Source organism: Plantactinospora sonchi (assembly GCF_036422035.1).
In the GTDB taxonomy this organism is placed as follows: domain Bacteria; phylum Actinomycetota; class Actinomycetes; order Mycobacteriales; family Micromonosporaceae; genus Plantactinospora; species Plantactinospora sonchi.
The window spans coordinates 232,999-252,351 of the sequence record NZ_JAZGQK010000001.1 but is presented as its reverse complement, the minus strand read 5'-3'; the positions used below and the strand labels follow the sequence as shown (position 1 = coordinate 252,351).

At 70.9% G+C, this 19,353-nt stretch carries 14 protein-coding genes, 2 tRNA genes and 1 pseudogene; 7 read left to right on the top strand and 10 right to left on the bottom strand.

Features of this window, described 5'->3' with window-relative positions:
- Positions 1-5: 5 nt before the first annotated feature.
- The 5 genes from V1633_RS01160 to V1633_RS01140 all read right to left on the bottom strand — a co-directional run bounded on the left by V1633_RS01160 (position 6) and on the right by V1633_RS01140 (position 5,558).
- Entirely contained in the window at positions 6-695 is a 690-nt protein-coding gene (locus tag V1633_RS01160) for a nucleoside/nucleotide kinase family protein (protein WP_331212189.1), read from the bottom strand.
- Between the two features lie 168 nt (positions 696-863).
- Positions 864-940: transfer RNA gene (locus V1633_RS01155), tRNA-Met, on the bottom strand.
- A gap of 162 nt (positions 941-1,102) precedes the next feature.
- Positions 1,103-1,176, bottom strand: a tRNA-Met gene (locus V1633_RS01150).
- A gap of 177 nt (positions 1,177-1,353) precedes the next feature.
- Positions 1,354-4,341, bottom strand: a complete 2,988-nt coding sequence (locus V1633_RS01145) for a UPF0182 family membrane protein (RefSeq protein ID WP_331212188.1) — start codon at positions 4,339-4,341, stop codon at positions 1,354-1,356.
- 200 nt (positions 4,342-4,541) lie between these two features.
- Positions 4,542-5,558, bottom strand: a complete 1,017-nt coding sequence (locus V1633_RS01140) for a YlbL family protein (RefSeq protein ID WP_331212187.1) — start codon at positions 5,556-5,558, stop codon at positions 4,542-4,544.
- A 194-nt stretch (positions 5,559-5,752) separates the two neighbouring features.
- Between V1633_RS01140 and V1633_RS01135 the strand changes: the two genes are divergently transcribed.
- Positions 5,753-7,093 (top strand): zinc-dependent metalloprotease, encoded by a 1,341-nt coding sequence (locus tag V1633_RS01135; protein WP_331212186.1) that lies wholly within the window; start codon positions 5,753-5,755, stop codon positions 7,091-7,093.
- Between the two features lie 181 nt (positions 7,094-7,274).
- Here the strand turns inward: V1633_RS01135 and V1633_RS01130 are convergent, their stop codons facing one another.
- Positions 7,275-7,874, bottom strand: coding sequence for a hypothetical protein (locus tag V1633_RS01130; protein WP_331212185.1), 600 nt, complete (start codon positions 7,872-7,874; stop codon positions 7,275-7,277).
- An 81-nt stretch (positions 7,875-7,955) separates the two neighbouring features.
- The gene (locus tag V1633_RS01125) at positions 7,956-8,486 is read right to left on the bottom strand and encodes a M48 metallopeptidase family protein (protein WP_331212184.1); all 531 of its coding nucleotides are present in this window, start codon (positions 8,484-8,486) and stop codon (positions 7,956-7,958) included.
- Positions 8,487-8,999: 513 nt separating this feature from the next.
- Between V1633_RS01125 and V1633_RS01120 the strand changes: the two genes are divergently transcribed.
- From V1633_RS01120 to V1633_RS01110, 3 genes are all read left to right on the top strand, one after another.
- The gene (locus tag V1633_RS01120; RefSeq protein WP_165436864.1) at positions 9,000-9,167 is read left to right on the top strand and encodes a DUF5679 domain-containing protein; all 168 of its coding nucleotides are present in this window, start codon (positions 9,000-9,002) and stop codon (positions 9,165-9,167) included.
- A 233-nt stretch (positions 9,168-9,400) separates the two neighbouring features.
- Positions 9,401-10,507 carry a PqqD family protein gene (locus V1633_RS01115; RefSeq protein WP_331212183.1) on the top strand — a complete coding sequence of 369 codons (1,107 nt, stop codon included), beginning with the start codon at positions 9,401-9,403 and terminating at the stop codon, positions 10,505-10,507.
- Between the two features lie 377 nt (positions 10,508-10,884).
- Positions 10,885-12,285, top strand: a complete 1,401-nt coding sequence (locus tag V1633_RS01110) for an ABC1 kinase family protein (protein WP_331212182.1) — start codon at positions 10,885-10,887, stop codon at positions 12,283-12,285.
- Between the two features lie 417 nt (positions 12,286-12,702).
- On the opposite strand, the gene V1633_RS01105 is transcribed toward V1633_RS01110, so the two are convergent.
- Together V1633_RS01105 and V1633_RS01095 are read right to left on the bottom strand one after the other, a co-directional pair.
- Positions 12,703-13,068 carry a WhiB family transcriptional regulator gene (locus V1633_RS01105; RefSeq protein WP_331212181.1) on the bottom strand — a complete coding sequence of 122 codons (366 nt, stop codon included), beginning with the start codon at positions 13,066-13,068 and terminating at the stop codon, positions 12,703-12,705.
- Between the two features lie 520 nt (positions 13,069-13,588).
- On the bottom strand, positions 13,589-15,808 hold the full coding sequence (locus V1633_RS01095) for an ATP-dependent DNA helicase UvrD2 (RefSeq protein ID WP_331212180.1): 2,220 nt from the start codon (positions 15,806-15,808) through the stop codon (positions 13,589-13,591).
- 135 nt (positions 15,809-15,943) lie between these two features.
- Between V1633_RS01095 and V1633_RS01090 the strand changes: the two genes are divergently transcribed.
- Complete coding sequence (locus V1633_RS01090) at positions 15,944-16,189, top strand: mycoredoxin (RefSeq protein WP_331212179.1); 246 nt, start codon at positions 15,944-15,946, stop codon at positions 16,187-16,189.
- Between the two features lie 51 nt (positions 16,190-16,240).
- Here V1633_RS01090 and V1633_RS01085 read toward each other — a convergent pair whose 3' ends face one another.
- A complete protein-coding gene (locus V1633_RS01085; protein ID WP_331212178.1) occupies positions 16,241-17,542 on the bottom strand; it encodes an MFS transporter in 1,302 nt (433 codons plus the stop codon).
- A gap of 255 nt (positions 17,543-17,797) precedes the next feature.
- On the opposite strand from V1633_RS01085, the gene V1633_RS01080 reads away from it, so the two are divergent.
- Together V1633_RS01080 and V1633_RS01075 are read left to right on the top strand one after the other, a co-directional pair.
- Entirely contained in the window at positions 17,798-18,772 is a 975-nt protein-coding gene (locus V1633_RS01080) for a helix-turn-helix domain-containing protein (RefSeq protein ID WP_331212177.1), read from the top strand.
- A 293-nt stretch (positions 18,773-19,065) separates the two neighbouring features.
- A pseudogene (locus V1633_RS01075) lies at positions 19,066-19,299 on the top strand (hypothetical protein); the annotation flags it as partial.
- Between the last annotated feature and the right edge of the window lie 54 nt (positions 19,300-19,353).

Here is a 19,353-nt window from a genome sequence, read left to right as displayed (position 1 = left end):
CGCGGCTACGACGGCGGGCCGGGGCGGACACGTACCAGGAGGGTGGGCGCCGCCGGTTCCTCGTTGCCCACGACAATCTCGGCGCGCTCGCGGGGCCGTACCTCAGTCACGTAGCGCCGCTCCCCGGGCAGGTACTTGGTGCGGTACCGACGCTCCGCCTCCGCGGCGGACGTCATCCGCTCCTGGTCACGGGCGATGCCACGGCGCAGCACGGTGTCGAAGCTGACGTCGACGTAGATCCGCAGGTCCCAGTACGCGTCCAGCTCCGGACGTTGCAGGAACACCCCGTCGGCGATCAGTACGGCGTCGTCCGGCGCCACCTGGACCGGCGCGTCGATCGCGGTCCGGGCGGCCAGGTCCATGATCGCCGTACGGTACCGGCGGTCGCCGCCCGGGCCGAGCGGGACCAGTAGCTGGTCCCGGATCTTCGGATTGTCCCAGGAGTCCAGGTAGTAGCTCTCGGGGGAATCGAGCGGATAGTCGACCCGCGACTCGACGGCGCGTGTGAAGTGGTCGATCCCGGCGCGGATCACCAACCGTCCGGTCCGGGTACGCAGCACCTGCGCCAGTTCGTCGGCCAGCGTCGTCTTGCCCGCCGCCGAACAGCCGTCGACGGCGACCCGAACCGGGTGCGGCCGAACCACCGCGAGGATCAGTCCCGCCAGTTCGGTCAGCGTCTCCGACCGTCCGCCCACGCCTCGCTCCCCTCCGCACGACCGGTCCGATCCTGTCCGATCAGGGCCACAGTCGGGTGGATCGCGGAGAAGCAGGGTGCCGGCGGTCAGGTACGACGACCACATCCGTCCGACCGGACCAGGACATGAGAACAGCCCTCCAGGTGATCCCTGAAGGGCTGTACTCCGTGGTAGCGGGGACAGGATTTGAACCTGCGACCTCTGGGTTATGAGCCCAGCGAGCTACCGAGCTGCTCCACCCCGCGTCGGCTCGTTAACCCTAGCGCACACCGCCCATCGCCCGCAAAACGAGGGCAGAACTGCCGGAGGAAACCCGGATCTCCATCCACCGGATCGCCTCGCCCCGCCGGAACAGCCGCACAGAAAACGGCCCCTCGGACAATTCCGAGGGGCCGTTTCGGGTTCAGTAGCGGGGACAGGATTTGAACCTGCGACCTCTGGGTTATGAGCCCAGCGAGCTACCGAGCTGCTCCACCCCGCGTCGGCTCGTAGAGGTTAGCCCAGCCGGCCCGCCGTTGGCAAAACGGTTTCGGAAACGGCACCGGCGGCCGCCGAGGGCGACCGCCGGTGGCGATTCTTCCGTGACTCGACCGAAGGTTCTCCGACGGCTCAGTCAACGGCTCTTCCGCAGTTCAGTCGAGGGTTGTCCGCTCGCGACTCAGCCGCCCGGCGACGGCGGTGGCGGGCTCGGCGTCCCGCCGCTGGAGGCCGGGGAGCCGCCCGGCGCCGGGGAGCCCCCCGGTGCCGGTGAGGCGGGCGTGGAGGCCCGTTGAGCCGCCTGGAACTCGTTCATCGCGTCGTCCAGTGCCTTGAGGGCCTGGCCGTACTTCGCGAAGTCACCCGAGGTCTGGGCGGCCTTCACGTCGGCGATCGCGGTCTGCACCTTGGCCGCGGCGGCGGCCAGTTCCGGCGTCATCTGCGGCGTGCCGTCGGCCGGCGGCGGAGGGTTGGTGTTGTCGCCGGGTGGCGGAGGTGGCGGCGGCGTGCCGGTGCCGGCCGCCTTGGCCTGCCGGACGAGTTCCTTGACCCCCTCGTCCAGGCTGTTGGCCAACGCGACGTACTGGCCACCGTCGCCGTACGAGATCAGCACCCGCTGGAGCAGCGGATAGGCGTTCTGCTGGTTGCTCTTCACGTAGACCGGCTCGACGTAGAGCATGCCGTTGCCGAAGGGCAGTGACAGCAGGTTGCCGTACTGCACCTGCGCCTGGTTCGAGGTGAGCAGGTTGAGCTGCTGTCTGATCGTCGCGTTGTTGGTCATGTTCTGGTGCACCTGCACCGGCCCGGAGACCGCCGTCTGGTCGGGCAGTTCCAGCACCTCCAGCCGGGGCTGGCCGTCGACGTACGACCCGCTGATCAACGCGGCGAGGTTCTGCCGCCCGGCCGGGGTGACCGCCGAGGTGAGCTGGAAACGCGGCGCCTCCTGCTCCGGGAACTGGGTCAGCAGGTAGTACGGCGGCTGCCGCTTGCCGCTGTCCGGCGCGTCCGGGGCGTTCGGCACCTCCCAGAAGTCCTGCCCCGAGAAGAACTCGGCCGGGTTCGTCACGTGGAACCGGGCCAGCAGGTTCCGCTGCACCTTGAACAGGTCCGCCGGGTAGCGGAAGTGCGCGGCGAGGTCGGCCGGAATCTGCGACTTCGGGATCACCAGGTCGCCGCCGAACGCCTTGTTCCAGGCCCTCAGCACCGGGTCCCTGTCGTCCGTCTCGTAGAGCTTGACCGTGCCGTCGTACGCGTCGACGGTGGCCTTGACCGAGTTCCGGATGTAGTTGATGTTCTCCCGGGCGAGCTCGAAGGTGCCGAGGCCGGTCAGCTCGTCGGCCGTCTCCTCCTGCAGGTTCACCTGGTGGGCGTACGGGTAGGTGGCGGCGGTGGTGTACCCGTCGACGATCCACTGGATCCGGCCACCGATCACCGCCGGGTAGGGGTCACCGTCCAGGGTGAGGAACGGTGCGACCTTCTCCACCCGGTCCCGGGGGTTCCGCACGTAAAGCAGTTTGGAGTTGTCGTTCACCGCCCCGGAGAGGACGAAGTTCGGCTCCTGCTCCTTGACGGCGTAGAGCAGTCGGCGACCGAACGAGCCGATGTCCACCCCGCCGGAACCGGTGTAGGTGTAGGTCTGCTCGCCGCCGTTCGCGCCCGTGGGCCGGTCGAACTCGACGTGCCGGTCCTGGTCGGTCTGGCCGACGATCGCGTAGTCGCCGTCGTCCATCTGCTCGCCGTAGTAGATCCGCGGCTGCTCCGCGACGATCTGCTCGGTGGCCGAGGAGCAGCCCTCCTGGCGCTGGTCGCCGAGGAAGCCGGAGACGAAGTAGGGCTGACCGCCGCAGACGACCCGGTTGGCCGGCGCGCTCACCATGCCGTAGCCGTGGGTGTAGATGGTGTGCCGGTTGATCCAGTTGCCCTGCTGGTCGGTCAGCTTCAGATAGTTGATCTCGCGCATGCCGACCACGACGTCCTGGGTCTTGCCGGCGATCTGGTACCGGTCGATGTCCAGCTTCTCGCCGAAGTCGTAGAAGCTACGCACCTGCTGGGCGAGGGTGTACGTCTCGGAGACCAGTTGCGGGTCGAGCAGTCGGACGTTCGGCAGCACGGTGGTGTCGGTGGCCAGGTTCTCCGGCGGCCGCAGGTTCGACGCACTGTACGGCGACGACTTGCTCTCGGTGAGTCCGAACGCGTCCCGGGTGGCCTGGATACTGCGCTCGATGTAGAGCGCCTCCTTGTCCCGGACGCTCGGCCGGACCTCGAAGGTCTGCACCGCCCACGGGTAGATCCCGCCGATCGCCACCGCCGAGATGCCGAGCAGGGCGAGCGAGATGCCCGGCCAGACCAGGTTCCGCATCACCGCGTTGGAGAAGACGATGATCGCGACCGCGACCACGATCGAGATGTACGCCAGGATCTCCTTCGCCGGCAGCAACGCGTTGATGTCGGCGTAGCCGGCGCCGTAGAGCCCCACACCCTCGTTGAACTCCAGCAGCATGGCCCGCCGGTCGAGCACGTACGCCACTGCCTTGAGCAGTACGAAGACCGCCACCAGGGTGGTCAGGTGGGCGCGGGCGGCGTTGGTCATCCGGTCGCCGACGCCCTGCAGCCGTACCCCGCCGAACACGTAGTGCATCGCCAGCGAGCCGACCACCGCCAGCACCACCGCGGTGAAGCCGACCCCGAGCAGATAACGCAGGAACGGGAACTGGAAGACGTAGAAGCCGACGTCGATGTTGAACTCCGGGTCCCGTACCCCGAAGTTCTGGGAGTTGCGGAAGAGCATCCACTGGCCCCACCGGGTCTGCGCGGAGAGACCGGCGAAGAGTCCGACGATCACGCCGATCACGGCGAGCCAGACGCCGATCCGGGGCGCCAGGACCGAACGGTACCGCTCCAGCGTCACCTGTTCCGGGGAGTTCGGCCGCAGCAGCGGGCGGAGCCGGTAGGCCAGCCACATGTTGCCGGCCACCAGCAGCGCCATCGCCAGACCGATCACGACGAAGAGCAGGATCCGGGTGACCAGCACCCCGGAGAAGACCTGGGTGTAGTCCACCTCCTGGAACCAGAGCCAGTCGGTCCACGCCTGCACACCCCAGCCGAGCAGGGTGAGAAGCAGAAACACCCCGAGGAGTACGCCCACCGTGACGCGGCCGCGTCGGCTCATTCTTGGTAGGGGGCTGCTACGCATGACCACTGTTGGCTCCGCACGTTCGGAAGTGACCGGCTCTGATCAGGCACCTAGACTACGGGGTATTCCTGAGTACGATCGGTCCCCCGTCGAGCCGGGCACTGAACGGCCGTTCGGAACGACGGAAACCGGCAGGTCCGCGACCGTTGACCGGGCACACCGACGGCGGCGCCCGGTCAGCATCTCGGCGGTTGACCACCCGCCCGGATCGTCGACAGCGCGCTGAGTGCGTCCTGCAGGGTGCCGATCCGGGCCATCGGCAGCCCGGGCTGGGCGTTGCGGACCGCCTCCGCGCAGTTGTCGGCCGGCACGAGGAAGTAGGTCGCGCCGGCGTGCTTCGCCCCGACGAGCTTCTGCGGGATCCCGCCGATCGGCCCGACCTCGCCCTCGTCGTTGATCGTGCCGGTGCCGGCGATGACCCGCCCCCCGGTCAGGTCGTCGGCGGTGAGCTTGTCGATGATGCCGAGGGCGAACATCAGGCCGGCGCTCGGACCGCCGATGTCACCCAGGTCGATCTTCAGCTCGAACGGGTGCGGCTGCCGCTGCTCGACCTCCACGCCGATCCGGGGCGGTCCGCCGTCGGTGGACCTGGTCACGACGGTGGCGCTGGCCGCCGCGCCGTCCCTGGTGTAGCCGATCTTGAGCGTGCTGCCCACCGGACGGGCCTGCACCAGCCCGGTGAGGGTACCGGCGGTCGGCACCGGCTTGTCGTCGACCGAGGTGATGATGTCGCCGGCCTTGAGGATGCCCTCCGAGGCGCCGCCGGCGGTGACCTTCTTGACCGCCACCTGCACCGGGAAGCCGAGTTCACGCAGCGCGGCGGTCTCGGCGCTGGTCTGCGAGGCGGCGAAGTCCTCGGCATTGCGCTGGTCCACCTCCTGCTGCGTCTCCCCCGGCGGGTAGATCAGCTCGTACGGCACCACGGCCTCGTCGGAGGAGAACCAGCCGGCGATCGCGGTGAGCAGTTTGACGTCGGGCTGGACACCGACCGTGGTGAGCCGCAGCTGCCCGGCGGAGGTGGAGGTCTCCCGGCCGGACACCTGGATCACCTCCTTGTCGTTCTGCCGGCCCAGGGTGTCCACCGTCGGGCCGGGGCCGAGCACGACGTACGGGATCGGGGCGGCGAGCAGACCGAGGCTGAGCAGGGCGGTGATCACCGCACCGAGCAGAACCGTGACACCGCGACGTCTCATAGGCGGAAGCGTACCGAGCGACCGCCGGCCGCCTGCCGGGTGAACCCGTCCTCTCCCCCGGGCGGATCCGCTCCCCGGGTGAACCCGGGCCTGCCCTGAGGCGGGTCGTGGAGAGTCTCCGGGTTTTCCCGGGTTCTCCGTCGGCGCAACACCGGGGCGGGCGCTCGGCGGGTTGGCGCGCGTACCGTGGACGGGTGCCTGATATTCCGTTCGGCTTCGCCCTGCCGGGTGGTCAACCGCCCGACCCCAACGACCCGAGGCAGATGCAGCAGTTCATGGCCCAGCTGCAGCAACTGCTCGCCGCGCCGGGCAGCGGCCCGGTCAACTGGGACCTGGCCCGCCAGGTCGCGGCCAGCCAGCTCGCCGCGGCTGGCGACCCGGCCGTGACGCCGTACGAGCGCAACGCCGTCGAGGAGGCGCTCCGCCTCGCCGACCTGTGGCTCGAGCCCGCCTCGGCGCATCCCTCCGGCATCCACCTCTCGGTGGCGTGGAACCGCAACGAGTGGATCTACCGGACCCTTGACGTCTGGCGGAAGCTCTGCGACCCGGTCGCCGGGCGGATGGTGGGCGCGATGGGCGACCTGGTTCCGCCGGAGGCCAGGGCGCAGCTCGGGCCGATGCAGTCGATGCTCAGCACGCTCGGCGGGGCACTCTTCGGCGGACAACTCGGGCAGGCGCTCGGCTCGCTCGCCGCCGAGGTGCTCTCGGCCGGCGACATCGGCCTGCCGCTCGGCCCGGCCGGCACGGCCGCGCTGGTGCCGGCCAACATCAAGGAGTACGGCGAGGGCCTGGAGCTGCCCGAGGACGAGGTACGCCTCTACGTCGCCCTGCGTGAGGCGGCGCACCAGCGGCTCTTCCAGCACGTGCCCTGGTTGCGCGGCCATGTCCTCACCGCCGTCGAGATGTACGCGGCCGGCATCACGGTGAACCGGGAGGCGATCGAGGAGGCCATGGGCCGGCTCGACCCGATGAACCCGGAGTCGATGCAGACGCTGGCCATGGAGGGCATCTTCACGCCGGAGGACACTCCGGCGCAGAAGGCCTCGCTGACCCGGCTGGAGACCACGCTGGCCCTGGTGGAGGGGTGGGTGTGCCACGTCGTGGACACCGCCGCCGCGGGTCGGCTGCCCAACGTCAACCGCCTCGGTGAGGCGTTCCGGCGTCGCCGGGCCGCCGGCGGCCCGGCGGAGCAGACGTTCGCCGCGCTGGTCGGGTTGGAGCTGCGTCCCCGCCGGCTGCGTGAGGCGGCGGCGCTGTGGGCGGCGCTGACCGAGCACCGGGGCATCGCCGGACGGGACGCCCTCTGGGGTCACCCGGATCTGCTGCCCGGTGAGTCGGACTTCGCCGACCCGGACGCTTTCGCCCGCTCCCAGCTCGAACTGGGTGACCTCGACGACTTCGACTTCAGCGAGCCGGGGCCGGCCGAGCCGGGCCGGGACCAAGCCGACGAGCAGGGTCGTGACCGGTCCGACGAGCAGGGTCGCCCGGACCAGTCCGACGGGCCGGGCGCCTCCGGTTCCGGTAAGCCCGAGTAGGTCCCGGGTCTGGCAGGCCCGGGCACGTCCCGGTTCCGGCAGGCCCGGACAACCGGTCCGCTGGCCACGCGCCTCCGGTCGCTGGCCGCCTCCACCCGGAGGTGGCCAGCCGTCCGGGTACGCCTGGTCCGGCCCGCTGCCGGAACCGGTCCTCGACCGGGTGACCCGGGTCCGGGCCGACTCAGCGGCCGAGCAGCATCCGGGTGGTGTCCCAGCCCTCGACGGCCGGGTCGAGTGTGGCCAGGTCGGCGGCTTCCCGGATCCGACGCCAGCCCGGGCTGACCGCGACCTCGGCCGGTCGCGGGGCGGCACCGCGGATCAGGCGGACGTCGGCGACGTCGAGATCGACCTCGGGCAGCCAGTCCGGCGCCGGTAGCCGGGCCGCCACTCCGAGCAGGCCAGGTGCCGTGCCGAGGGCGGGTGCGACCGCGACGGTACGGGTGGTCAGCGGGCGGAGCAGCTTGCCGAGGAGCAGTCCCGGTACGTCCGGTACGTCGGCGGCGACGACCGCCGCCTGGTCGTACCCGTGCCCGGCGGCGGCGCTGAGCACCGCGCCCACCCGGTTGGCCGACAGCTCGTAGACGGGCATGCCGGGCCAGGCGATCGCGTCGGCCAGGGCACGGTCGGCGGCGGTCACGCCGATCGCGGCGTCCACCTCGTTGAGGGTGGCGACCAGGTCGACCACGTCTTCGGCGAGCGCGGACCGCCAGCGCGGCGGTTCGATCCCCGGCGGCGTCCAGGAGACCGGTCCGAGCATCACCACGATCACACGGCGGGGCACCGCTCGACCCTAGTACGCCCCGCCGGTGGACTGGAGGTCGGCGGTCGGCCCGCCGGGTTGCGTGGCCCGCCGCCGGAGCGTTCAGTCGGCCAGCACGATCCCGGCGGCGGCCGCCACGCCCTCCAGGTAGCCCCGGGCCCGCTCGGTCTTCGGATAGCGGCCGACCAGGGCCCAGAATCGCGCGTTGTGACTCGGCACCACGAGGTGCGCCAACTCGTGCAGCACCACGTAGTCGATCACCCAGTCCGGCATTTCCTGGATCCGGTGGGAGATCCGAATAGTCCGGTCAGCGGGCGTACACGAACCCCAACGACCATTCTGATTCGTCACCCACCGGACGCTCGCCGGGATCGCGGCCCGCCCGTGTTCACTGAGGTAGCGGTCGATGAGTCGACGGGAGCGGAGCAGGAGTTCCTCGTCGGAGCGGCCGAGCCGCTCCTCCCGGGCGGCCAGCCGGGCGAGCATCCGGTCCACCCACTCGCTCTCCTCGGCCCGGGAGAACTGGTCCGGGATGAGTACCACGACCCGCTCGCCGTCCCGATAGGCGGACACCGTCCGGCGCCGGCGCTGACTGCGCCGTACCTCGACGACCGGCTTGCGCAACCCCGCCATTACCGGTCCGCGCCGCCCCGGGTTTCGTTCACGATGGAAAACTAATGCTTACCAACCAGGGGACCGCAAGAGTCAACACGGAGATTGCCGCCGGAAAAATACCGGTTAGCCCGGAACCGTCCGGAAAAAATTCATTAAGATGATCGCCCGCGCGTACACAGCGGGCTGACCGGGGTGCTCCGCCGAGCACTCCAGCCGGATGCCCTCGACCACGGTAGACGATCATGTCGGCCCGGTGTTTCCGCCCCCCTGAGTGGTCGTTCGACGCGGTTCATCCGGCGTGTCCCTGCGAAACTGACTTATCCGACCTATTCCGGCATGCACACTCTGGTCGTCGGCTTCCTCACAGTGCCGACAGATTGCTGACATGGAACTGCCCAGATCTGGGTAGGGTCCGCGGACCGGCGGTCACAGCGGTGACCGTGGAGAAACCCCAGCGCTGGCGCCTACGTGGCCCGCCGCCGGGCGCACGTCAGGCTTGAGAGAGCCGGCGGAAGAGACGAGGAGGGCACCGTGGCCGAAAAGGCCCAGACCTACAACGGATACTGCGTCAAGTGCAAGGAAAAGCGTGACTTCGAGGGCAACGTCGAGGTTTCCAAGACGGGCATGAACATGGCCAAGGGCAAGTGCCCGGTCTGTGGCACGACCGTCAACCGGATCCTCGGCAAGGCCAAGGTCTGACATCGACAGGCACGCAGACTGCGGGAAGGGGTGGCGGACACGCCACCCCTTCCCGCTTTCCAGCTCAACGGCTGTCGCGGTACGGACACCGGACGTTATGTCCACGCGGCGACAGAAGTTACCCGCCGGTTGTGGAAAACCCGCGAAACCTGTGGATAGAGCAGTGCACAGTGCTCGCGTGCTGTGGACAACAGCCGGCGGCCCCGGAGCCGGCGGTGACAGCGTGTCACGCCATGACCCGAAGCGCGCTTCCCCGCCCCACCCTGCTGCCCGGCCTCGCCCGTCTCTGGCGTGACCGGCACACCCTGCAACTGGGCCTGGACCCTCGCCGTGCGGTCCTGCTCGAAGTGGCCAACCCCGCCGCGGCCCGGCTCCTCGACCTGCTCGACGGCACCCGGAGTGAGCGGGCCATCCTGGAACACGCCGACACCGTCAACGTCACCCGGGATGACGCCCGTACCCTGATCGACACCCTGCGGGCAGCGGGACTGGTCGTCGCCGGGCACACCCTGTTCCCCACCGACCTGGCCGAGCCGGTACGCCAGCGCCTCGCCGCCGAGGCCGCCGCCCTCGCCCTGCGCGAACCGGACACGCCGGGCACCCCCGCCCAACTGCTCCGCCGCCGGGCCGCCGCCCGGGTCGTGGTGACCGGTCCGGGACGGCTCGCCGCCCCCGTCGCGATCGCCCTGGCCCAGGCCGGGATCGGACACGTCCACCCCGACCTGGTCGGTCCGGTCCTGCCGACCGACGCCTCAGGCGGTGGACTGCCCGCCGCCGACGTACGCCGACCTCGCGCCGCGGCCGTCGCGGACGCGATCGCCCGCTGCATGCCCGGCACCGACACCCGGCCCATCCGGCGTGGCCACGCCGACCTGGTGGTCCAGGTGGGCGCCGACCGCCCCGCCGGGCTGCTCGCCACCGGCTTCGCCCAACGCCGGCAGGCACACCTGCTGCTGGACCTGCGCGACGGCACGCCGATCGTCGGTCCCCTGGTGCCGACGCACGGCTCCCCCTGTCTGAATTGCCTGGACCTGCACAGACAGGACCGCGACCCCGGCTGGCCCGGGCTGGCCGCCCAACTGGCCGGCGGTGCCGCACCGCAGCCCTGCCTGACCGCCAACCTGATCAGCGCGGTCGGTTACAGCGTCGCCGAGGTCCTCGCCTTCCTGGAGGGCGGCAGCCCGGAAACCGTGGGTGGGGCGGTGGAGATACCCGGCCCGGGTCGGGTCCGGCGACGTACCTGGCCGCCGCACCCGGCCTGCGGCTGCGGTCGCCGCCGCCCGGCATCCCGGCCCGCACGGCACGGTGCCCCGGCCGCTGACCCGGACGACGGCCGGTAGCCGACAGACGCCGGGCGCCCGGGTCGCAGGCCAAGTCGCAGGCCGGGGTCCGCAGGCCGGGTCCGCAGCCCGGGTCACAGGTCGCGCCACAGGGCCAGGTCACAGGGCCAGGTCACAGGGCCAGGTCACAGGCGGGGTCCGCAGCCCGGGTCACAGGCCGGGTCACAGGCGGATGGGCCGATCGGGCGGACCGCCCGTCCGGGCACGCCGGGCGGGCGGTGGTGGCTTCCGGCAATAGCACGATCCCGGCCACGGCGTACCGAAACGGCCTTCGGCGACGGGCCAACCGCGAAAACGGGCACCGTCGCTGGCAGGACGTGGCCCGAGCCACCCGCCGACGGCGGCCGCAATGCCGTCGCGTCGGTAACAATGATCTGGTGACCGACATCCCGCGCCGTGCCGTCTCCCGGACCGCCAAGCTCGCCGCTCTGCCGCTCGGCTTCGCGGGTCGGACCGTGCTGGGCGTCGGCAAGCGGGTGACCGGGCTGGCCTCCGAGGTGATCTCGAACGAGATCCAGCAGCGCACCGCCGAGCAGCTGTTCAGCGTCCTGGGGCAGCTCAAGGGCGGGGCGATGAAGTTCGGCCAGGCCCTGTCGGTGTTCGAGGCAGCCCTGCCGGAGGAGGTCGCCGCACCGTACCGGCAGGCGTTGACCAAGCTCCAGGAGGCGGCGCCACCGCTGCCCGCCGCGACCGTGCACAAGGTGCTCGCCGAGCAGCTCGGACCGGACTGGCGGTCGTACTTCCTCGAATTCGATGACAAACCGGCCGCCGCGGCGAGCATCGGGCAGGTGCACCGGGCGGTCTGGAAGACCGACATCCCGGTCGCCCCGGCCGGCCGGCGCCGGGCCACCAAGGCCCGTTCCGGCGCCGCCGCCCAGGCGGAGAGCACCCCGGCCGGTCGGCCGGTGGCGGTCAAGGTGCAGTACCCGGGCGCCGGACCGGCACTGCTCTCCGATCTCAAGCAGCTGTCCCGACTCGGCGCCATGTTCCGGGCGATCCAGCCCGGCCTGGACATCAAGCCGCTCCTCAGCGAACTACGCGAACGGATCAGCGAGGAACTCGACTACCAGCTGGAGGCGGAGAGCCAACGGGCCTTCGCCGCCGCGTACGCCGACGATCCGGAGATCTTCGTCCCCGGTGTGGTGGCGTCCGCGCCCCAGGTGCTGGTGACGGACTGGGTCGAGGGAAAGCCGCTGTCCCAGATCATCAACTCCGGTACCGAGGCCGAACGCGACCAGGCCGGCCGGTTGATGGCCACCCTGCACTTCTCGGCGCCGATGCGGGCCGGGTTGCTGCACGCGGATCCGCACCCGGGCAACTTCCGGCTGCTCCCGGACGGCCGACTCGGGGTGATCGACTTCGGTGCGGTGGCCCGGCTCCCCGGCGGGCATCCGGAACCGATCGGCCGGTTGGTCCGGCTGGCCCTGGCGGGCGAAGCCGACGCCGTGGTGGCCGGTCTGCGCGAGGAGGGCTTCATCCGGGTCGAAAACCCGATCGACGCCCAGGCGGTGCTCGACTTCCTGATGCCGATCCTGCAGCCGCTCTCTGTCGAGGAGTTCCGGTTCACCCGGGCCTGGCTGAGGGTCGAGGCGGCCCGGATCGCCAACCCCCGGTCGCCTGCCTACCAACTCGGTCGGCAGCTCAACCTGCCCCCGTCGTACATGTTGATCCACCGGGTCACCCTCGGTTCGATCGGGGTGCTCTGCCAGCTGGAGGCGAAGGCGCCCTACCGCGGCATCGTGGAACGCTGGCTGCCCGGTTTCGCCCCGGTGCCGTAGCGGGTCGCCCCGAACCCACCGGTCCGCCCGGGACCACGACACGCCCCGACGTCGGAAGGGCCCGTCGCGGTGGATCACTCCACCGCGACGGGCCCTTCGTCAACATCGGTTCGGCTGCTCGTCAGTGTCGGCGGCGTACCCGCCGGCACGGTCTTTTACAGGCTGCCCAGATCACGCGCCGCCCGGCGACGGGCTTCGATGGCGATCGTACGGGCAGAACGGGTTGCCTCAGTGCTCGTGATGGTGCGACCGGCCTGAGGCCGGCGCATTCGGGCCCGGGACAACGCTTCGTGGATGAGATACATCTTCGGTACTCCGCTCAGGGTGGGCAGTGCAGGGTTGGTCGACGTCGCCGCGGTGATCTCGGCGACGCGGGGTGCCGGAGCGAATCCGGCGGACGTACGGATCGGGTTCATGTCAGGCCGCCAGCCGGACCGTGTTGCGCGACTCGGCGAGCCCGTTGGCCGCCATCCGCGCCTGGGCCTCGACCCGCAGAGCGGCGTCCCGGGCGACGTCCTCCTTGCGCGGACGGCCACGGGGCCGCTTGCGCGGAACCACCGCGCCACGCTCGAAGATCTCGCCGCCCCAGACACCCCAGGGCTCGGCCCGCTCCACCGCACCGGCCAGGCACTCGACGCGCAGCGGGCAGTCCCCGCAGAGCGACTTGGCCAGCTCCAGCTCGGCAGGCGAGTCGGCGAACCACAGGTCAGGGTCGAACTTCCGGCAGGGCAGGTTCGCCTCCCACTCGACGTTCGCGTCGAGGGTGGCCAACGCCAGACTCATCCCCGGTCACCTCTCTCTCGTTCCGATCTCGTAGATCGTTGTTCCGACGTACGGCTGTAGTGCGGAAAAAACTAAGGCCGCGGATCCCGGTTTACGGGTTCCGCGGCCTCGAGGTGAGCCGGCTGGTCTGTGTTAGACCGGTCTACCTCGAGGTGGAACCCCGCTGACATCCATCCGCTTGACGGCGCCCTGGATGCCATTGCCCGTGAATCCATTGGTCCCTTGACGCTCCGCGGACACGCGGGCCTGACCCAGCTCGGCCTGGGTGAGGACCTGGTGCACCTGCGGAACCCGTGGGGTGTCGGCGGTCAGGATGCACCTGGCCTCCGACATCGGAGCGAGGACAGCAGGCAACGCCCACGGCCGCTCGACGAGATACGTCTTCGTCACCATGGGACTCGCCTCCTAACTCTCACTCGTTACCAACATCGGACTCAGACCCCCCGTGAGCAGCCGGAAAGCCGCCGCTCTCGAGGTGTGCCATGAGGCTATTCCTCACCCGGGGGCGAGGGCAAACGATTTACGGCTGGATTACAGAAGTTTCTTCCGAGGGCTCTCCGCCGTCCTCCGGAGCGGCCGCCATCAGCACGTCGTCGACCTCGGAGCCGGCGATCAGCGCGAGTACCGCGTCGCCGTACAGGCCCAGCTTGCGGGGGCCGATGCCGGCGATGGCGAGCAGCTCCTCCGACCGGGACGGCCGCCGTTCGGCCAGGGCGACCAGGGTGGCGTCGGTGAAGACCACGTACGCCGGGACCTTCTGCGCGCCGGAGACCCGGCCACGCCACTCGCGCAGCCGTTCGTAGAGTCCCTCGTCCAGGTCCGACGGGCAGTCCGCGCACCTGCCCAGTTTGCGGTCCGCACCGGCGAGCAGGGTCGCACCGCAGACCCGGCAGGAGACGACCACCCGTCGACGGTCGGCCCTGCCGGCGCCGGAACGCGCCGGGTCCGACCGCCCCGCGCCGGAACGCGCCGAGTCGGACCGTCCACCGGAGCGGTCGAACTGGGGCAGGAACCGGCACGGGCGCCGGGCCCGGCCGCCCGGCGAGCGGGCCAGGGCGTACGACAGCCAGAGCCACTCCCTGGCCCGGGTGACCCCGACGTAGAGCAGGCGCCGTTCCTCCTCGACCTGTTCGGCTGTCCGGGCGTACGTGGTCGGCAGGGTGCCGTCGGAGAGCCCGACCAGGAACACCGCGTCCCACTCCAGCCCCTTCGCCGAGTGCAGCGAGGCCAGCGTCACGCCGTCGACCGTCGGTACGTGCTGCGCGGCGGCCCGCCGGGCCAGCTCGTTGTTGAAGTCGGTCAGCGAGGAGGGCCGTTCCACGGTGGCGGCTTCCCCGATCGGCAGGACGACCGGAGTGGCGGCGTACTCCTCGGCGAGCTGGACCAGCGCGGCGAGCGCCTCCCACCGCTCCCGGGCGGCACCGCCGGGCGGGGGTTGGTCCGGTGCCCAGCCGACCGCGGTCAGCGCCTCGACCACGGCCGGCACCAGCGGGGTCTCCCCCGGTGTGCTGCGGGTCGCCGCGCGGAGCGCGACCAGCGCCTGCCGCACCTCGGCCCGTTCGAAGAACCGCTCCGCCCCCTGGACCTGGTACGGCACCTCCGCCTCGGCCAACGCCTTCTCGTACGCCTCGGACTGGGCGTTGGTGCGGAACAGGACCGCGATCTCCCGGGCCGGCGTGCCGGCGGCGATCAACTCTCGGCACCGGACAGCTACCGCCGCGGCCTCGGCCGGTTCGTCGGGGAAGATCCGCACGTCCGGTTCGGGGCCCGGCGGGCGCTGCCCGACCAGTTCCAGCCGCAGCCGCGCCTCGGCCCCGCTGGCCTGCCTGATCACCGCGTTGGCCAGTCCGACCACCTGTGGCGTCGAGCGGTAGTCGCGGACCAGCCGGACCACCACCGCGTCCCGGTGGTGGCGGGGGAAGTCGATCAGGTGGCCGGAGGTGGCACCGGTGAACGAGTAGATCGTCTGGCTGGCGTCGCCGACCACGGTCAGGTCGTCCCGGCCGCCGAGCCAGGCGTCCAGCAGCCGCTGCTGCAGCGGGTTGACGTCCTGGTACTCGTCGACGACGAAGTGCCGGTACTGGGTCCGGATCTGCTCGGCGACGTCCGGATGCTCCTCGATCCCCCAGACCGCCGCCCGGAGCATGTCCTCGAAGTCGATCACCCCGTTGGCCCGTTTGGCCTTCTCGTAGGCGGTGAAGACCTCGGCGACCTTGGCTGGCTCGAACGGGGTGTCCCGGGCGGCCTTGGCCGCCGCGACGACGTACTCCCCCGGCTCGACCAGCGACGACTTGGCCCACTCGATCTCGCCGGCCAGGTCGCGGGCGGCGGCCCGGTCGGTACGCAGCCCGGCCCGGGCGGCGGCCAGGGTGACCAGCCGCACCTTGCTGTCCAGCAGTTCGGGCATCTCCCGGCCGGCGAGCAGCCGGGGAGCGAAGTAGCGGACCTGGCGCAGGGCGGCGCCGTGGAACGTCCGGGCCTGCACCCCCGGCACCCCGAGTCCGCCGAGCCGGGCCCGCATCTCGGCGGCGGCCCGCGCGGTGAAGGTGACCGCGAGCACGTGCCGGGCCGCGATCTCACCACTGCGCACCCGGTACGCGATCCGGTGGGTGATCGCCCGGGTCTTGCCCGTGCCGGCGCCGGCCAGGATGCAGACCGGCCCGGCCGGCGCGGTCACCGCCGTCCGCTGCTCGGGGTCGAGCCCGGTCAGGATCCGTTCCAGCTCTGAGTCAGCCGCCACAGGTAGGAATCATGGCAGGCCCCGCCGACGTTGCACCTTTAGCCTGTGTGATCGACATCCCGTCCGATCCGATGTCCGGCCGGCCCCCACCGGCCTGACCTGGCCCGACGAACGCACACCGCGGAGGTCCCGACGATGTTGACGATGTATTCCACGTCCTGGTGCGGTTACTGCCACCGACTGAAGTCGCAGTTCGACCGGGAGGGCATCGGCTACGAGGTGGTGGACATCGAGCAGGATCCGGCGGCCGCGGAGTACGTGATGAGCGTCAACGGCGGCAACCAGACGGTGCCGACCGTCCGGTTCCCGGACGGCACCGCGCTCACCAACCCTTCGATCGTCGACGTCAAGAAGCAGCTGGCCGCCCTCGCCGGAAACTGACGTGTAAGGAAGGGCCCCTTTTTATCGTTTTTGGATAGGAGGGGGCCCTTCCTAACACCGGTCGGCGGCCGCGCCGCCGCCCGGCGCCACCCCCGCCGGCACGGCCGGGGCGGGGGTCGCGGGCCGGTTGGCCAGCGCCGCCTGGGCGGGGATGGCGACGGGTCGGGCGTGCGACGGCGGGCTGAGCCGACGACCGGCCCACAGGTAGGTCGCCGCCGCCAGCATCACCACCGTCATCGCCACGAAGAGCAGCCGGAAGTCCAGCACACCGACCAGCAGCGCGCCGGTACCGATGGAGACCGCCTGCGGCCCGCTGATCAACGCCGCCGAGGCCGCGCCGACCCGGCCGAGCAGAAACCCCGGGGTACGACGTTGGACGAGCGTCGCCATCCCGACCAGGGCGATCGGCAGGTTGAAGCCGAGCAGCACCAGGGCGACGAAGGCCAGCCAGAGCGTCGGGTACGCGAGCAGCAGCGCCCCGGACGCGAAGACCGCCACCCCGACGGCGAGGGCGGCCACCTCGCCGAACCGGCGTACCACCACGGGTGAGAGCAGGCCGCCGAGCAGCCCGCCGATGCCCTGTACGGTCACCAGCACGCCGACGAAGGCGGGTTCCCGGCCGAGCCCCCGGTCCACGTACGCGAAGATCAGCGACTCGCTGAAGCCCATCACCAGTACGGCGAGCGCGACACCGACCACCGCCCGGCGCAGGGCGGGTTCGGCGGTCATGTGACGCAGGCCGGCGCCCACCTCGGCCACCCAGCGCAACCGGGCCCGGTGCGGCCTCGGCTCCTCGACGTGCAGCACGGTGACCGCGATCGCGGCGGCCAGGAACCCCAGCACCCCGACGAGGGCCAGTGGCCAGCCTCCCGCCCCGGTGTAGAGCGCCGCGCCGAGCAGCGGGCCGACCAGCCGCAAGCCCTGTTTGACGGTCTGCAGCGCGCCGTTCGCCTCGGCCATCAGCTCCTCGGGCATGATCTCCTTGAGCAGTCCGTTCAGTGCCGCGTTGAGCGCGACGTACCCGAGTCCGTAGAGGGCGCCGACCGCGTAGATGATCCAGACGTCGTCCCGGTCCCGGACCAGGAACAGCGGGGTCAGCACGACCGCGGTGCCGAGGTTGGCGACGATCAGGAACGGGCGGCGGCGGAACCGGTCCACCACCCAGCCGACGATCGGGGCGAGGACCATCGGCGCGATCATCGCGAAGATGGTCGCGCCGGCCATGCCGTCCGAACCGGTCAGGTCCTTGACCCAGACGGCCAACGCCAACAACATGATCGACTCTGCGGTCATGCTGAAGGCGAGGCCGGCGAAGAGGAGCCGGAAGTCGCGGCGGCGCAGGACGGTTCGCATCGAGGGGTCCCTTCGGGCTGGGGGCGAGGTCGTCGAGCATGGGCATCGAAAGTGGTCCGAACCCCAATGTCCGACCGCTGTCGAGCGTGGACGGCGCGGAGCCACTTCAACAGGCAATCACCGCCCATTGCGACACGCCGTGGCGATTCAGCAGCGGACAGTGCATGACAGCGGCATACTGTTCCGCTGGGGCGCGCAACGGACCGTCCACACCCAGCCCGCCACGGGCCCGACGCGATCGATAGCGAGAATCCAGTGCCTCCTCAACCCAGCCCGATCCTGCGACGACGCCGGCTCGGCGCGGAACTGCGCCGTCTCCGGGAGAACGCCAAGCTCACCGGTGACCAGGTCATCGAGGCGGTGGGCTGGGCCTCGGCGTCCAAACTGTCCCGTCTGGAGAACGGCCGCAGTCGGCCGGACCTGAAGGACGTACTCGACCTGCTCGATCTCTACCGGGTGACCGGTCCACTCCGGGACGAACTGGCCAACATCGTCGGCGAGGCCGGCGACATCCGGAGCTGGCTGCGGTCGTACCAGGTGATGACGCCACGGCAGCAGGTCTTCGCGGAGCTGGAGGCCGGTTGCGCCGAGATCCGCGAGTACAGCCCGGTGATCGTCCCCGGCCTGCTGCAGACCAAGGGGTACGCCAAGGTGCGCATCCTCTCCTCACGCAAGCTGGTGACCGATCCCGCGCACGACGACACCGAGGACCCGGAGACCGAGGTGGCCGCCCGGATGTCCCGACAGTCCCTGCTCACCCGGGGCGGTGAGCCGCCGCGCTACTCGGCGGTGATCGAGGAGGCCACGCTGGGCAGCCGGGCCGGTCCCCGGGACGTGGTACGCGGGCAGCTGGCCCAGTTGCGCAAGCTCGCCGTACTGCCGAACGTCACGCTCCAGGTGCTGCTCGCCGAGACCACGATCGCCGACTGGTACCTGCCGCACACCGGGTTCTCGCTGTACCGGTTCGCCGAACTGCAGGATCCGGAGACCCTGGCGATCGAGGGGCAGTCGAAGAACCTGATCCTCACCGACCAGAACGAGATCGGCACGTACAACCTGATCTTCGAGTGGTTGCAGGGCGCGGCGCTCAGTCCGGAGGAGACACTCGACTGGCTGGCCGAGAACGCCGCCCGACGATCCGCCCGGCCGAACCGCAACCCGGCCGGTCGGGCCCCGGCGATCCCGCCGGCCCAACGCAGCCGCCGTACGGGTCGGCTGACCGAGCAGTAGAGACATCCGTCCCGACCGCGAGACCAGCGGCGGTCGGGGCGACAGCCACACGGGCCGAGGGGCCGTCGACTCCCAGTCGGGAGCCGGCGGCCCCGTCCTCGTTGGAGCTTCCGGACCGACCGTGACCGACTGTCACCTGATCGGACGAGCGACTACTCCAATCGGCGCGTTTCACTTGCCCGTTGACCCGGGATGGGTGAACATAGGCCAGGAGGCTACGTGGAAGTTCCACGAACCGACTTCACTCGGTAATCAGAGACTCATCATCCGTCACCGTCTTGTCGGAGACACGCATGCGGTTTCTCATCGTTCGCACGGATATCCGTGCCGCCGCCGACGACGAGCTGGCCGCCGCATGGGCGCAAGGGGAGCGCCTCCGCGACGAGCAGACCACCCCTGAGCAGCGCCGACAGGTCGTCCGCGCCGAAGACCGGGACGCCGCCCTGCTCCTCGCCCGAGCGTTGTCCAGTGTGGGCGCGGTACGGTCCGGGCGGCAACGGGTGAAGGTGCTGCCGGTGGGCGAGCCGGACCGCCGGCACCGCGACGACCCACTCCGTACCGGGTCGGGCGACCGGACCCCG

Excerpts from the sequence above, each read along its gene's own strand:
- V1633_RS01145 (WP_331212188.1), bottom strand. The coding sequence starts at position 4,341 with ATGAGCCGACGCGGCCGCGTCACGGTGGGCGTACTCCTCGGGGTGTTT.
- V1633_RS01140 (WP_331212187.1), bottom strand. The coding sequence starts at position 5,558 with ATGAGACGTCGCGGTGTCACGGTTCTGCTCGGTGCGGTGATCACCGCC.
- V1633_RS01125 (WP_331212184.1), bottom strand. The coding sequence starts at position 8,486 with ATGGCGGGGTTGCGCAAGCCGGTCGTCGAGGTACGGCGCAGTCAGCGC.
- V1633_RS01115 (WP_331212183.1), top strand. The coding sequence starts at position 9,401 with ATGACCCGAAGCGCGCTTCCCCGCCCCACCCTGCTGCCCGGCCTCGCC.
- V1633_RS01105 (WP_331212181.1), bottom strand. The coding sequence starts at position 13,068 with ATGAGTCTGGCGTTGGCCACCCTCGACGCGAACGTCGAGTGGGAGGCG.
- V1633_RS01090 (WP_331212179.1), top strand. The coding sequence starts at position 15,944 with ATGTTGACGATGTATTCCACGTCCTGGTGCGGTTACTGCCACCGACTG.
- V1633_RS01085 (WP_331212178.1), bottom strand. The coding sequence starts at position 17,542 with ATGCGAACCGTCCTGCGCCGCCGCGACTTCCGGCTCCTCTTCGCCGGC.